This is a genomic window from Tenacibaculum sp. M1.3A (assembly GCF_057732375.1).
Window position 1 is genome coordinate 201,953 of sequence record NZ_JBYJEF010000002.1, and the last position, 13,709, is coordinate 215,661.

16 protein-coding genes and 1 tRNA gene are annotated in these 13,709 nt (G+C 32.4%); 6 read left to right on the top strand and 11 right to left on the bottom strand.

Annotated features, from left to right (window positions below):
• Positions 1–13: 13 nt before the first annotated feature.
• Positions 14–937: a TolB family protein gene (locus tag AC28QF_RS03490; protein ID WP_488200749.1), complete on the bottom strand. Its 924-nt coding sequence runs from the start codon at positions 935–937 to the stop codon at positions 14–16.
• A 1-nt stretch (position 938) separates the two neighbouring features.
• On the bottom strand, positions 939–1,412 hold the full coding sequence (locus AC28QF_RS03495; RefSeq protein ID WP_488200748.1) for a nuclear transport factor 2 family protein: 474 nt from the start codon (positions 1,410–1,412) through the stop codon (positions 939–941).
• 168 nt (positions 1,413–1,580) lie between these two features.
• On the opposite strand from AC28QF_RS03495, the gene panB reads away from it, so the two are divergent.
• From panB to AC28QF_RS03520, 5 genes are read left to right on the top strand one after another with little or no spacing between them, the layout of a single operon-like run.
• Entirely contained in the window at positions 1,581–2,399 is an 819-nt protein-coding gene (panB, locus tag AC28QF_RS03500) for a 3-methyl-2-oxobutanoate hydroxymethyltransferase (RefSeq protein ID WP_275314977.1), read from the top strand.
• Between the two features lie 46 nt (positions 2,400–2,445).
• On the top strand, positions 2,446–3,384 hold the full coding sequence (locus AC28QF_RS03505) for a 2-hydroxyacid dehydrogenase (RefSeq protein ID WP_488200747.1): 939 nt from the start codon (positions 2,446–2,448) through the stop codon (positions 3,382–3,384).
• A gap of 25 nt (positions 3,385–3,409) precedes the next feature.
• The gene (locus AC28QF_RS03510) at positions 3,410–3,868 is read left to right on the top strand and encodes a DUF1801 domain-containing protein (RefSeq protein ID WP_488200746.1); all 459 of its coding nucleotides are present in this window, start codon (positions 3,410–3,412) and stop codon (positions 3,866–3,868) included.
• A complete protein-coding gene (locus AC28QF_RS03515) occupies positions 3,868–4,257 on the top strand; it encodes a VOC family protein (protein WP_218771621.1) in 390 nt (129 codons plus the stop codon). Before AC28QF_RS03510 ends, AC28QF_RS03515 begins: the two co-directional genes overlap by 1 nt.
• Before the next feature lie 34 nt (positions 4,258–4,291).
• Positions 4,292–4,561, top strand: a complete 270-nt coding sequence (locus AC28QF_RS03520; RefSeq protein ID WP_488200745.1) for a TM2 domain-containing protein — start codon at positions 4,292–4,294, stop codon at positions 4,559–4,561.
• Positions 4,562–4,645: 84 nt separating this feature from the next.
• On the opposite strand, the gene bioB is transcribed toward AC28QF_RS03520, so the two are convergent.
• From bioB to AC28QF_RS03540, 4 genes are all read right to left on the bottom strand, one after another.
• Positions 4,646–5,746, bottom strand: a complete 1,101-nt coding sequence (gene bioB, locus AC28QF_RS03525) for a biotin synthase BioB (protein WP_488200744.1) — start codon at positions 5,744–5,746, stop codon at positions 4,646–4,648.
• A gap of 574 nt (positions 5,747–6,320) precedes the next feature.
• Positions 6,321–7,739 (bottom strand): flotillin family protein, encoded by a 1,419-nt coding sequence (locus tag AC28QF_RS03530; RefSeq protein ID WP_488200743.1) that lies wholly within the window; start codon positions 7,737–7,739, stop codon positions 6,321–6,323.
• Positions 7,740–7,748: 9 nt separating this feature from the next.
• Complete coding sequence (locus AC28QF_RS03535; RefSeq protein ID WP_488200742.1) at positions 7,749–8,321, bottom strand: hypothetical protein; 573 nt, start codon at positions 8,319–8,321, stop codon at positions 7,749–7,751.
• 57 nt (positions 8,322–8,378) lie between these two features.
• Positions 8,379–9,521: a beta-ketoacyl synthase N-terminal-like domain-containing protein gene (locus AC28QF_RS03540; protein ID WP_488200741.1), complete on the bottom strand. Its 1,143-nt coding sequence runs from the start codon at positions 9,519–9,521 to the stop codon at positions 8,379–8,381.
• A 66-nt stretch (positions 9,522–9,587) separates the two neighbouring features.
• Between AC28QF_RS03540 and AC28QF_RS03545 the strand changes: the two genes are divergently transcribed.
• A complete protein-coding gene (locus AC28QF_RS03545; RefSeq protein ID WP_488200740.1) occupies positions 9,588–10,055 on the top strand; it encodes a cytochrome c oxidase assembly factor Coa1 family protein in 468 nt (155 codons plus the stop codon).
• On the opposite strand, the gene bioA is transcribed toward AC28QF_RS03545, so the two are convergent.
• The 5 genes from bioA to AC28QF_RS03570 all read right to left on the bottom strand — a co-directional run bounded on the left by bioA (position 10,041) and on the right by AC28QF_RS03570 (position 13,638).
• On the bottom strand, positions 10,041–11,306 hold the full coding sequence (gene bioA / locus AC28QF_RS03550; RefSeq protein ID WP_488200739.1) for an adenosylmethionine--8-amino-7-oxononanoate transaminase: 1,266 nt from the start codon (positions 11,304–11,306) through the stop codon (positions 10,041–10,043). The genes AC28QF_RS03545 and bioA overlap by 15 nt on opposite strands.
• A 43-nt stretch (positions 11,307–11,349) precedes the next feature.
• Complete coding sequence (bioD, locus tag AC28QF_RS03555) at positions 11,350–11,967, bottom strand: dethiobiotin synthase (protein ID WP_488200738.1); 618 nt, start codon at positions 11,965–11,967, stop codon at positions 11,350–11,352.
• Positions 11,964–12,374: a putative signal transducing protein gene (locus AC28QF_RS03560; RefSeq protein ID WP_488200737.1), complete on the bottom strand. Its 411-nt coding sequence runs from the start codon at positions 12,372–12,374 to the stop codon at positions 11,964–11,966. Before AC28QF_RS03560 ends, bioD begins: the two co-directional genes overlap by 4 nt.
• A 2-nt stretch (positions 12,375–12,376) precedes the next feature.
• The gene (locus AC28QF_RS03565; RefSeq protein ID WP_488200736.1) at positions 12,377–13,519 is read right to left on the bottom strand and encodes an aminotransferase class I/II-fold pyridoxal phosphate-dependent enzyme; all 1,143 of its coding nucleotides are present in this window, start codon (positions 13,517–13,519) and stop codon (positions 12,377–12,379) included.
• Positions 13,520–13,564: 45 nt separating this feature from the next.
• Positions 13,565–13,638: transfer RNA gene (locus tag AC28QF_RS03570), tRNA-Asn, on the bottom strand.
• Between the last annotated feature and the right edge of the window lie 71 nt (positions 13,639–13,709).

Sequence of the window (13,709 nt, forward strand, 5' to 3'; positions counted from 1 at the left end):
CCCCAAATATAAGTTATTTTTTATTTAATGAAACCTTATATATTCTGCTTAACCCATTGGGATTGCTGTTTATAAAATTAATAGTTTGTTTAATGGTTTTTCTTGATTTAAAGCTTTTCGGAATGTCACTTTTATTTGTGGTGTAGTATAGAATGTTTTTGTTAATATCAACAAACGGACAATAATCTAATTTGAGACTATTAATTTTCTTTCCTAAATGTTTTGCTGGCAGCCAATTGTTATCTAAGTCTTTTTTACTGATATATAAATCGCCTCTACCTAAATCATCTTTTCTTCCGTACGATGTAAATATAATATAGCTTTCATCTGGAGAAACAAAAGCATTGAATTCATATTTTTCTGAATTTACATTAGTGCCTAATGAAACAGGTGTTGTATATTTATTATCAATAAACCTACTTACATATATATCTTCTTTCCCTTTTGAATTTGCATAAGAAGCTGTAAAAAACAAATCGCCACTATTTGTAACCGACGGATAAAATTCATCCGCCAAAGTATTAATTGTTTCACCAACGTTTATAGGTTCAGACCAAACATCAGCCAATGTATTTTTTTTAACATACCAAATATCAATATCATTCTTGATTTCTGGGGAAGTGTTATTTTTTCTGTTAGATGCAAAGAATAACCTTAATCCATCTGGAGATAAAAAAGGTTCTAAATCTTTATATTTTCCTGAAAAAGCAACCGTTTCTGGTTTCGTCCATAAATTATTTATTTTTTTTGAAAATGCAATAAACGAGTATTCTTTTGTATAGCTTTCTACAGTGAAATAAAACTCATCACCAGTATTAATCATAGAAAAATCCCTAACATTAGGTAATCCGTTAAATAATTGAGGTAAGAATATTTTAGCCTCTTGAGCATTGATATTTTGAATAAGTAATAATATGATAATTAATATTTTTTTCATTTTATTTTTTTAAAGGTTTACAGTCATTTTTACGTCTCATATCTACTAAATAAATTATTTTCCAACTTCCATTATCATTAAATAATTGAAAAGAATTAGCGCCACAATGACTAAATTTATCATTTAAATAAAATCGATAAGGAATCCAAACAGAAGCTAAATTTCCATCAACTTGAATTTGCCAAGAAAGAATTTTTTCTAAATAAGTATGGTCACTTTTTTTATTTGCAATTCCTGTTAGTAACTTTTCTTTACTATCGGTTACTAAAGTTTTTTTTCCGTCTTTATCCGTAAAAGTAGTTTGTATTTTAATTGTTGAATGAAAGGTTGAACTCACTAAAGTACTATCACCTTTATGAAGTCCGTCAAAAAAAATCTCAACAGTCTTTTTTATAACATTGCTCTCTGTGGTGTTTTGAGCGCTGGTAACAGAAGTAAGAATAAAAATAATAATAAATGTAATTATTTTAGGCATAGTAGTTTGGCTTTGAAAAGTGAAATTATTAAAAATGAACTCAGTTAAATTATAATTAACAGAAGATTAACTACTTCCATAAAGATTAAATAATGTATTGCTAACTTGTATTTAGGGATAAATCAAGCGAATAATTGCGTATTTTTACAATCAAGAAAATTTAAAACAATGTCAGTAGCTAAAAAACAATATAAAAGAGTAACAACGAAGTCTTTAGTAGATATGAAAGCAAACGGAGAAAAAATCTCTATGCTTACTGCTTATGATTATACGATGGCAAAAATTGTAGACGGAGCTGGAATTGACGTGATTTTGGTAGGTGATTCGGCATCAAACGTAATGGCGGGTCATGAGACAACTTTACCAATTACACTCGATCAAATGATATATCATGCAAGTTCTGTAGTAAGAGCTATTGAACGTTGTTTAGTCGTGGTTGATTTGCCTTTTGGTAGTTACCAATCAGATCCTAAAGAAGCATTGCGTTCTGCTATTAGAATAATGAAAGAGTCTGGAGGTCATTCAATAAAATTAGAAGGAGGTAAAGAGGTAAAAGATTCTATCAAACGTATTTTAAATGCTGGTATTCCGGTAATGGGACATTTAGGATTAACACCTCAATCTATCTATAAATTCGGAACCTATACAGTAAGAGCAAAAGAAGAGGAAGAAGCAGAACAATTAATAAAAGATGCTTTAATGTTAGAAAGAATAGGTTGCTTTGCTCTTGTTTTAGAAAAAGTACCTGCAGGTTTAGCTAAAAAAGTAGCAGATGCGCTTACAATACCTGTTATTGGTATTGGAGCTGGAGCAGGCGTAGACGGACAAGTATTAGTTACTCATGATATGATTGGAATGACCCATGAATTTAATCCGCGTTTTTTACGTAGGTATTTAGATTTATACTCAGAAATGACAGGCGCTTTTCAAAATTATATAGCCGATGTGAAATCGCAAGATTTCCCTAGCGAAAAAGAACAATATTAAACTGAAAAGTCTTCTGAAAAGAAGGCTTTTTTTTATAAGATAAAAAATGAAAATACTTCACTTAGATTCAAATCACTCGTTGTTATTAGAGCAATTAAATAATGCAGGTTTTAAGAATGAAGAAGATTATAAGTCTACAAAATCAGAAATTGAAGCTAAAATTCATCGCTATGACGGAATCATCATCCGAAGTAGATTTTCTATTGATGCTACTTTTTTAGATAAAGCAACCAATCTTAAGTTTATTGGTAGAGTAGGTGCTGGTTTAGAAAATATAGATTGTGACTATGCCGAGAAAAAAGGCGTGTATTTAATTTCGGCTCCTGAAGGAAACAGAAATGCTGTTGGTGAACATACTTTGGGAATGTTATTATCACTTTTTAATAAGTTAAATAAAGCAGATAAAGAAGTTAGAAATGGTAAATGGTTGCGAGAAGAAAATCGCGGAATTGAACTCGACGGAAAAACAATTGGTTTAATCGGCTATGGTAATATGGGTAAATCTTTTGCCAAAAAACTTCGCGGGTTTGATGTAGATGTAATTTGCTATGATATTAAACCAAATGTTGGCGATGAAAATTGTAAGCAAGTTTCATTAGAAGAATTACAAGAAAAATCGGACGTTTTAAGCTTGCATACTCCACAAACAGCTTTGACGATGAATATGATAAACGCTGATTTTATCAATGCTTTCTCGAATCCTTTTTGGTTATTAAATACGGCAAGAGGAAAATCGGTTGTAACTGCCTATTTAGTTGATGCCCTAAAGTCAAATAAAATTTTAGGTGCAGGTTTAGATGTTCTAGAATACGAGAAAAAATCATTTGAAAATTTATTTGTAAATCAAGAGATGCCATCCGCATTTCAATATTTAATAAATTCAGAAAATGTTTTACTTTCTCCGCATGTTGCAGGCTGGACGGTTGAAAGTAAAGAGAAACTAGCACAAACAATTGTAGATAAAATAAAAGCAAAATTTTGTTAACTTGTAGCTTTTAAAATCAGTTATAATGAAATACGAAGCCAATTCACCTGAAGAATATATAGTGCAAATTCCGGAAGAGCGACAAGCAGTTCTAGAGAAACTACGAAATACTATTAAGAACAACCTTCCAAAAGGTTTTGAAGAAGGTATGAGTTACAATATGATTGGCTATTATGTACCTCATGCTGTATATCCAGATGGTTATCATTGTGACCCTAAATTACCACTGCCGTTTATAAATATTGCTTCACAGAAAAATTCAATCAATTTATATCATAGCGGAATTTATGCTAAAAAAGAATTATTCGATTGGTTTGTTGCTGAATATCCGAAACATTGTAAAAGTAAATTAGATATGGGTAAAAGCTGTGTTCGATTTAAAAAAATGGAAGAAATTCCGTTTGATTTAATCAAAGAACTCTGTACAAAAATGACGGTTAAAGAATGGATTGCTATTTATGAATCGGCTATAAAAAAGAAATAATGAAAAAAGGTAAAGTTTTAGGAATTGGCGGTGTGTTTTTTAAAACAGAAAATGTATCAGAAACCAAAGATTGGTATAAAAATAATTTAGGTTTTAATACGGATGATTGGGGTTGTACTTTTTGGTGGAAAGATAACGAAGGTAAAAAAGCATCTACACAATGGAGTCCGTTTACAAAAGATACCAAACATTTTCAGCCATCAGATAAAGATTTTATGTTTAACTACCGCGTAGAAAATTTGGTAGAATTATTAGAAGAACTAAAAACAAAAGGAGTGCAGGTTTTAGGCAAGATAGAAGAGTATGATTATGGTAAGTTTGGTTGGATTATAGATTTAGACGGAAATAAAATTGAACTTTGGGAGCCAAAAGACGAAGCTTTTTTATAAATTCGGCATCAACTAATTATTAAAAACAAAAAAAATGAATGTAATTGATGAAAATGGAAGCGCTGTTCCAAATCAAGAAAGTAAACGAATTTTAGCGGGTATTCTAGCAATAGTAATTGGATCATTAGGTATTCATAAATTTATCTTAGGGTATACAAAAGAAGGGATTATTCAAGTAGTATTAACGTTTGTAACTTGTGGTTTTGCTTCTTTAGTGCCTTTTATAGAAGGAATTATCTATTTAACAAAATCTGATGAAGAGTTTGTACAAACATACCAAGTAAACCAAAAAGGTTGGTTTTAATCTAAAAAAGAAATACTTTATTTAGATTTTAAAAAATAAAAAGCGCCAATATTGGCGCTTTTTTATGTTTAATAAAAGCTGTAATTATTGTTTTCTAAAAGCTAAAGCTTCTTGCTTTTTCTCTTCGTTACGTTCAATTTTATGGTCAGGTCTTGTCCATTTTGGTTTTTCACCTAATGTTTCAAATTTAGAGTCTGCAGCCTCCACTGTTTGCGGTTGTACTTTTTTAGTAAATGGCTTTTGAGGATTCATTCCTAACATTTTAAACATTTTCATGTCTTCATTAACATCAGGATTTGGTGTTGTAAGTAACTTATCACCTGCAAAAATAGAATTTGCTCCTGCAAAGAAACACATAGCTTGTCCTTCTCTACTCATTTGTGTTCTTCCTGCCGATAAACGTACTTGCGTTTCTGGTAAAACAATACGTGTGGTAGCTACCATACGCACCATATCCCAAATTTCTACAGGCTTTTCATCTTCTAACGGCGTTCCTTCAACAGCAACTAGCGCGTTAATAGGTGTAGATTCTGGTTGCGGATCTAAAGTAGATAAAGCAACTAACATTCCTGCTCTGTCTGCTGCGTTTTCTCCCATTCCAATAATTCCACCCGAACAAACAGTTACATTTGTTTTACGAACATTGCTAATCGTATCTAAACGATCTTGGTAACCACGTGTAGAAATTACTTCCTTATAATATTCTTCTGATGAATCTAAATTGTGATTATAGGCATATAAACCAGCTTCAGCCAAACGTTGCGCTTGGTTTTCGGTAACCATACCTAAAGTACAGCAAACCTCCATATCTAGTTTGTTAATGGTTCTTACCATGTCTAAAACTTGGTCAAACTCTGGGCCGTCTTTTACATTACGCCAAGCAGCACCCATACAAACACGAGAACTTCCACCAGATTTTGCTCTTAAAGCTTGTGCTTTTACTTGTTGAACCGACATTAAATCGTTTCCGTCAACATTGGTGTGGTAACGTGCCGCTTGCGGACAGTATCCACAATCTTCAGAACAGCCACCAGTCTTTATAGATAATAATGTAGAAACCTGTACTACATTAGGGTCGTGACTTTTTCTATGAATCGTTGCAGCTTCGTATAAAAGCTCCATCATAGGTTTATTATATATTTCAAGAATTTCTTCTTTCGTCCAGTTATGTCTTACTTCGCTCATGAATTCAAGTTGTTTGTGTTGTCAAAAATAAAAAAACTAATTGGCTTTCTATTGTTTTTAGAAGCTATTTCCTGCTTTCGCTACTCGCTTTTTTTTCAGCTGTTCTCGATACAATTTTTTCATCCTTCAAAATTCCCTCGAACAGGCAGTAAAAAAGAGCTCAAACAAACCGCTCTATCAGGGCTAAACTTATTTATAAGAACAACGTTTATCTACTAGTTTTTTATTTCTTTTTGTCAAATCGAGCAGAGTCTTGCTAAGATAGAGTGTAACTTCTGTGTTTTGATTGTCAACTTCTATTCTTTTATTGTCTGTTCGAGCGGAGTCGAGATTGTTTTAAGCTTAACGAGTTCTCGACTCCGCTCGAACAGACAATTAATAAATGTCACTTAATTGCCTTTACTATAAATTGCTTCCTTCAACCTGAACTTGTTTCAGGTTCTCATCATGAATCAATACTATTTGTTATAAAGACACAATTCTGAATCAAAACGAATATTCATTAAAAATAAAGAATTATAAGAAACAAAAATTCCGCTATGAAAGCGGAATTTTATATTTATTAATTTAAAGTTTAAGAAGGTAAATTATCTTCTTTAGCCTCTTCAATATTTTTAGTAGGTAATTCTTTACCTTTTAAATACTCAGGCAACTCCATTCCTGCCATGTTAAACATTTCTTGTAAAGGTGGTACTGCTTTATACATGCCAGAAATAAAGTTAGAAGTTGATGTTTTTCCATCTTTCCCTCCACCGTTTTCCCAAACAGTAATTTTATCAATCTTAATGTTTTTAATAGCTTCGGCTTGTGTTTTAACCAACTCAGGTAATTTATCAGCAATTAAAAGTAAAACTGCGTCTTTAGAGCTATTACCAGCTGCTTTTACAACCTGATCTAAACCAGCTGCTTGTTTTGTTAAAACTTCATATAAACCTTGTGCTTCTGCTTGTGCTTTAAATAAAATTGCATCTGCTTCACCTTTTGCAATTCTTCTAATATTTTCGGCTTTTGCCTCCGCATCAATTTCAACTTTTCTTTTATCAATTTCGGCAGGTACAATAATATCTGCTAATTGAGAAGAACGTTCTCTTTCTGCCCTAGCAACTTCAGCTTCTTGCTCTGCAGCATACGATTCTTTTAAGGCATTTGCAGTTTGTACTTTTTCTGATGCAATTGCGGTACGTTCTGCTTCTGCTTCACGTTGTCTACGTAAAGAATCTGAATTAGCAACGGCAATTTTTGCAGTGTTTTCTCCTTCTACAGCTTTTGCATTTGCAGCAGCTACCTGACTTCTTTCGTCTTGTACAGCGTTTGCTTCACCAATAGAACCATCTCTTGTTTTTTCGGCAACCGATTTACGAGCGGCGTTAATTGCATGTGCAGCAGCTTCTTTACCTAAAGCTTCAATATAACCAGATTCATCAACAATATCTGTAATATTTACGTTGATTAACTTTAATCCTACTTTCTTTAATTCTGTTTCTACAGACTGAGAAATATTGGTTAAAAATTTATCTCTATCATTGTTAATTTCTTCTATATCCATAGAAGCAACAACTAAACGTAACTGACCAAAAATAATTTCTTGCGCCAAATCTTGAATACTATCTTGATCTAAACCTAACAATCTTTCTGCAGCATTCTGCATAATTCCTGGCTCTGTAGAAACACCAATTGTAAATCTACTTGGTACATTTACACGAATATTTTGTTTAGAAAGTGCGTTTACTAAATTTACTTCTATCGAAATAGGCGTTAAATCTAAAAACTGATAATCTTGAATTACCGGAAAAATAAATGCGGCTCCACCATGAATACATTTTGCCGATTGGCCACCACCAACTTTACCATAAACTACTAAAATTCTATCCGAAGGACATCTTTTATAGCGTTTAATTAAAGTGATAAATAAGATAAAAATAAATAGAATCGCAATAATGATTCCGATAGGTCCTGCAAACCCATCAATTTGTAATAGTGTTCCTTTTAGCATAGTCAATTTTTATTTTTGAGGTTCAATAATTAATAATCCGTTTGGTGTTACTTCAACTACTTTTATCACAGTTCCCTGTGTTAAATCTGTTTCGTGATTTGTTAATGCTTCTAATTCTCTTAACGAGTTTTGTACTTTAACATGTACTTTTCCTATTTTAGATTTTTTAGCTCCTACGGTTAAATACACTTCGCCAATAGCGTTTAGCGCATTTTCTATTTTTAAAGTTCCGCTAGAAGTTAATTTACTGATGTAGTAAAATAATGCTGCCATCGCTGTCATCATTAATAATCCACAGAAAATAGAAATAAATAAGGTAATACTTTTTGAGTTTCCAGCATCGATACTTGTAATTCCGCTCCATCCAAAAATGGTGAAAAAAGCAACCATGTTTTTAAAAGTAAAAAATTGAAATCCGGCACCAGTATCGGCATCTATTTCGGCATCAACATCACCTATATCATCAGTATCAGCTCCCACAAAAGTACTTATAAGAACAAATAAAAATATTATGGTTGAAGCAATTGTAACAACCCAATACATTTTCTGAAAAGAAGTTAATTCATTAAACCATTCCATCATAAAGCAGTTATTTTAATAAGTTACTAAAAGTAAATAAATTGACTGAAAGACGCACTATTATTTTGTCAATAAAACGGAAACAGCATTACCACCAAAACCAACTGCATTTACTAACACTTTAGTTATTTTTTTTGGTTGGTCTTGTTTTTTGGCAAACGGAACTTCAATTGATTTTTGATGCTGTAGTATAAATACGCCTAATTCTAAACTAAGCAAGCCAGAAGTACCGAAAGTATGTCCGACTTTCCACTTATTAGTAGTTAAGAAAGGTGTTTTGTTACAAAAAACTTTTTGTATAGCGTTAATTTCTGACGAATCTCCTTTTATAGTTCCTGGTGCGTGCATTACAATAACATCAACTTCATCAGCAGAAATTGTGCCTAAAGCCATTTTCATAGATTTCTGAAAACAATCAGCATTTGCAGTAACCGAAGTATTGTGTTTTAAAACCTCTGTAGCATAACCTACACCTTTAATAAGTGCAATTGCATTTTCTTGAACTCCTTTTTCTAAGCAAAAAACGGCAGCAGCTTCTCCTAAAACCATTGTGTTTCGTTTCTTTTCTAAATCAAAAGCTTTACAGGGATATTCATCGGTTTCTTTCGAGTACACTTTTAACGCTTGCATTTGGGCAATCGTAAAATCAGTTAAAGAAGCTTCACTAGCACCAATCATAAATTTTTCTGACATGCCAGACTGCAACCATGCAACGCCGTTTAACAAAGAATGTAATCCTGTAGAGCAGGTAATTGAATGTGAAATTTCTGGCCCGTTACTTTGTAAATCGTGTGCTATCCAAGAAGAAATATTACCTAGTGTAGTGGTTGGCGAACTTAAGGTTGAAGATTTACCAGTTTCTAAAAATTCTTTGTGATATTTTTCAAATAAAGAAGTTGCTCCTCTTGACGAACCAATGTTAATTCCGAAGTTATCTTCAGAATTCCAATTCGTTTTTTCAATAGCCTTTCTTGCTACATACAAAGTATATATAACCGAATCGTCTAAGTTTTTATATTTATTATCTGAATTTCTTATTTCGGTAATAGCAAGTTTATCTTGTTGATTCAAGCTACCTGTCCAAACATTTTTTCTTAGCGTTAAGAAATGTTTTGTGCTTAAGTAGTTCTCCCAAATTTGCTCAGGAGTACTTCCTAAAGCAGAAACGGAAGCAAAAGAGGTAATAGAAATTGGTTTTTTCAACGTATTAAAGTTTTCACAAAAATAAAGGTAAAATCAAGCATTACGAAATAAATAAATATTTATATTGTGAAAAAAAGAGAACAAATGGAAGTGCAGGAACAAAAAAGTTGGTTTGGTAGAAATTGGGGTTGGGTAGTGCCTGTTGGTGGTTGTGGCTGCGGATGTATCGGGCTTATTTTATTGTTTGTTTTTGGTATTGGCGCTGCGTTTTTTGGCATATCAGAAATGATTACAAATGCTACGCCTGTAGAGTATGCTATAGAACAAGCTTCTAAAAATAAAGAAGTACTTCTTTATTTAGGGGAGCCAATTGAAAAATACGGAATTCCATCAGGAAATATATCAATAAATAACGATGAAGGAGACGTTGATTTCTCAATTCCGATTTCGGGACCAAACGGAAAAGGAACACTAATTATTCGCGGAATAAGAACTAATGGCGAATGGATTTATGAAGATTTATATGTGCGTATTAAAGAAACACAAGCAGAAATAAATTTATTAGTTAAAGAAAAGGTCTTAGAAGATATCTAAAACCTTTTCGATAGTGGTGTATACTTTTTGTAACTGCTCTTTTGTAATTACATAAGGCGGTTGAATATAAATGGTGTTTCCTAACGGACGTAAAAACACGCCGTCATTCATAAAGTGTTTTAATAATTGATCTCGTAACGTACCGTAACGATTCGCATTGGTTTTTAAATCGATTGCTAAAATTACACCCTTAGTTCTTGTAGTTGTTACTTTTGGATGCTTTTTAATACGCTCTTCAAACGTTTTGTGAGAAGCTATAATAGTTTGTATGCTTTCTTGAGTTTTTGTGGTTTGTAGCAACTCGATACTTGCCAAAGCAGCACTACAAGCAATAGGATTTGCGGAGTAGGTGTGACAGTGAAAAAAACCTTTAGCAATATCATTGCTTAAAAAAGTACTGTAAATTTCTTCAGTACAAGAGGTAATTGCCATCGGCACTAAACCAGCAGTTAAAGCTTTACTTAAACAAATAATATCTGGTTTTGTAGCAACTTCATCCGAAGCAAAATGATTTCCTGTTTTTCCGAAGCCAGTCATCACTTCATCAGCAATCATTAAAATATTATTTTCTTTGCAAAAATTTAAAATCTCGTTTAAATCTTCTGCTTCATGAATTTTCATTCCGGCAGCACCTTGTACTAAAGGTTCGTAAATAAAGCCAGCAATATTATTTTTTGCAACGATTTTTTCTAACTGATTTAAAATTTCTTGATTATTTTTCCCGTTCGGAACAGGAATACGCTCAATATCCATTAAAAAATCTTCAAATGGACCGTTATAAGCTGATAAGCCAGAAACCGACATCGCACCGAAAGTATCACCATGAAAACCATCTTCAAAAGCAATGAAAGTAGTTCGTTTTTCACCTTTATTAAAATAGTATTGCAATGCCATTTTAATAGCCGCTTCTACCGCTGTTGATCCGTTGTCGTTAAAGAAAATTCTATTTTGATTTTTTGGAAGAATTTTAATCAGTTCTTCGGATAATTTAACAGCAGGTTCGTGTGTAAAATCACTAAACATTATTTGATCTAATGTTTGCATTTGCTGGTAAACACGATTGGTAATAAAATCATTACAATGCCCAAACATACAAGTGTACCAAGATGAAATAGCGTCGATATATTCATAGCCATTTTCATCGGTTAAAATACATCCTTTGGCTTTTACAATTCCTAAACTATCTGGATGTGTTTGGTGTTGTTTTAACGGATGCCACAAATGCTTTTTATCTCTTTCTTGAAGTGTCATTTTTTGTTTTTTCGTTATACTGATAATAAGTTCAGTAGGGCGTTTATAAATTCAATAGCTTCTCTTTAAAAAGTTCGGCGTATTCTCTAACTACATTTTTATCAAAATAAGGTTCTTCATCAATGCGCCCGATTACAGAAACGTTTGTCATTTTTTTGATGATTTCTTCTGTAGTTTTATGTTCATTTCCAGAGAAAATAAGAGCAACATCATAGCCTTTTTCTTTTAATAGATTCACCGTTAATAAAGTATGGTTAATGCTCCCTAAATAATGACGAGAAACAATAATTACTTTATAGTCGGGTTTGATAATATCTAAAATGGTTTCCGAATTATTTAACGGAACTAATAATCCGCCAGCGCCCTCTATAACTAAATTGTTATCAGTTTTAGGAGCTGTTATTTTTGATAATTCAATTGTAATTCCGTCTATTTCTGCAGCTGCATGCGGACTCATAGGCGTGTTTAGTGCATAAGAGTTTGGGTGAATTATAGTAGCTGAATTAGAAATTAGCTGCTTTATTTTGTGTGAATCAGAATTTTCTAATTCGCCTGCTTGTATCGGTTTCCAGTAATCAGCTTTTAATGCTTCGGTTACAATTGCTGAAGCAATAGTTTTTCCTACTTCAGTAGAAATTCCGGTAATAAAATATTTTTTCATTTGTCAAATTCAGTATTGCAGTTTTCGCATCGATATTTATACTTAATGTAAAAGGGTAGTGCAGAAATCAAAAAGCCCAGTAAAAAATGAAGCAAAGACTTTAAATCTTTTATAGTAGAAAAATAATTAATTTTATTACTATTACATTTAGGGCAGGTTATTTTTTCTCCTGTATCACTTACACAGTATTCGCTTATGGTCTTTAAAATATCCAAGGCCTTTTCTTTGTCAGAATTATGTACTTTTATTTTAACGCCACCTGCTGCATTGCTTAGCATAGGATCAACATCAATTGTAAAATCATCAGCTAAAAAGACTTTAACCCCCTCAGATTCTAATTTACCTTTAATTATATGAGCTTCTGAAGAGTAATTAAAGGTTGCTATTGTTATAAAAGTATTTTCCATAATTAAACAAAAATAGCAAGATGTTCTAAAACATTGGTGATTTCTAGCCTAGAATTATAAGCATGCAAACAAAAACGTAATCTCTCTTCTCCTTTTGTTACTGTGGGAGATAAAATTGGCTTTACATCGAATCCTTTTTCTTTAAGGTTTTTTGCAGCTGATTTTACTTTTTCATTACTAGGAATTACGCAGCAATGAATAGCAGAATCACTATTTATAAACTTTAAATTAAGTCGTTTTGTTTCTGATATAAAATGTTGAATATTTCGATGTAATTTTTTTGAGCTCTCTATTCCGTTAGAGCTCTCAAGTTCATCGTAAACACAAAGTACGGTTGCCAATGAATGTGGTGATAATCCGGTGGTATAAATAAAGCTTCTAGCAAAATTAATTAAGTATTGTTTTAACTCATTACTGCCTAAAACTACCGCTCCGTGGCAACCTAATGCTTTTCCGAAAGTTATAATTCTAGCAAAAACATCATTTTCTAAATTCAATTTTTCAACAAGTCCATTATTAAATACACCAACAGCATGTGCTTCATCTATAATTAAATAAACCTTGTGTTTTTTACAGGTTTCAACTAAAGCAATTAAATCAGGCGAGTCACCATCCATAGAAAAAACAGCTTCGGTAACAACATAAATTTCTGATTCTTGAGTTCTCGACTCAGCTCGAACAGACAAGATTCTATTCTTTAGGTTTTCTATGTCATTATGCTTGAATTTATAAGCTTTAGCGTTTGATAATTGGACACCATCGCGAATAGAAGCATGAATAAACTCATCGTATAAAATAATATCGCTGCGTTGAGGTACAGACGAAAAGAAGCCTATATTGGCATCGTAGCCAGAATTGAATATTAAAGCAGCCTCCGTATTATGGAATTCAGTGATTTTTTTTTCAACACTAATATATAGTTTGTGATTTCCGGAAAGTAAACGAGAACCTGTTGCTCCGTTTTGTTTTATGTTTTTATCAATTAAAAATTGGTGGGTTTTGTCGAAAATCAAATCAGATTTAGCAAAACCTAGATAATCATTTGATGAAAAATCTATTAAATGAGTTTCACTACCAAGTGCCCTGAGAGAAGTGTTCTCTTTACGTAGTAATATTTTTCGGATAAGTTTTTTAGGAAATAGCATAGTGTAAAAATACAAAAAGACTTACACGAATGTAAGCCTTTTTTGCTCCTCCTTTAGGACTCGAACCTAAGACCCTCTGATTAACAGTCAGATGCTCTAACCAACTGAGCTAAGGAGGAATTTAAAGCGGACTTGCTTTAAAAGCGAGTGCAAATTTAAGGGCTTTTTTCATATTTGCAAACATTTTTTG

Excerpts from the sequence above, each read along its gene's own strand:
- AC28QF_RS03490 (WP_488200749.1), bottom strand. The coding sequence starts at position 937 with ATGAAAAAAATATTAATTATCATATTATTACTTATTCAAAATATCAAT.
- AC28QF_RS03495 (WP_488200748.1), bottom strand. The coding sequence starts at position 1,412 with ATGCCTAAAATAATTACATTTATTATTATTTTTATTCTTACTTCTGTT.
- panB (WP_275314977.1), top strand. The coding sequence starts at position 1,581 with ATGTCAGTAGCTAAAAAACAATATAAAAGAGTAACAACGAAGTCTTTA.
- AC28QF_RS03505 (WP_488200747.1), top strand. The coding sequence starts at position 2,446 with ATGAAAATACTTCACTTAGATTCAAATCACTCGTTGTTATTAGAGCAA.
- AC28QF_RS03510 (WP_488200746.1), top strand. The coding sequence starts at position 3,410 with ATGAAATACGAAGCCAATTCACCTGAAGAATATATAGTGCAAATTCCG.
- AC28QF_RS03515 (WP_218771621.1), top strand. The coding sequence starts at position 3,868 with ATGAAAAAAGGTAAAGTTTTAGGAATTGGCGGTGTGTTTTTTAAAACA.
- AC28QF_RS03520 (WP_488200745.1), top strand. The coding sequence starts at position 4,292 with ATGAATGTAATTGATGAAAATGGAAGCGCTGTTCCAAATCAAGAAAGT.
- bioB (WP_488200744.1), bottom strand. The coding sequence starts at position 5,746 with ATGAGCGAAGTAAGACATAACTGGACGAAAGAAGAAATTCTTGAAATA.
- AC28QF_RS03530 (WP_488200743.1), bottom strand. The coding sequence starts at position 7,739 with ATGCTAAAAGGAACACTATTACAAATTGATGGGTTTGCAGGACCTATC.
- AC28QF_RS03535 (WP_488200742.1), bottom strand. The coding sequence starts at position 8,321 with ATGATGGAATGGTTTAATGAATTAACTTCTTTTCAGAAAATGTATTGG.
- bioA (WP_488200739.1), bottom strand. The coding sequence starts at position 11,306 with ATGACACTTCAAGAAAGAGATAAAAAGCATTTGTGGCATCCGTTAAAA.
- bioD (WP_488200738.1), bottom strand. The coding sequence starts at position 11,967 with ATGAAAAAATATTTTATTACCGGAATTTCTACTGAAGTAGGAAAAACT.
- AC28QF_RS03560 (WP_488200737.1), bottom strand. The coding sequence starts at position 12,374 with ATGGAAAATACTTTTATAACAATAGCAACCTTTAATTACTCTTCAGAA.
- AC28QF_RS03565 (WP_488200736.1), bottom strand. The coding sequence starts at position 13,519 with ATGCTATTTCCTAAAAAACTTATCCGAAAAATATTACTACGTAAAGAG.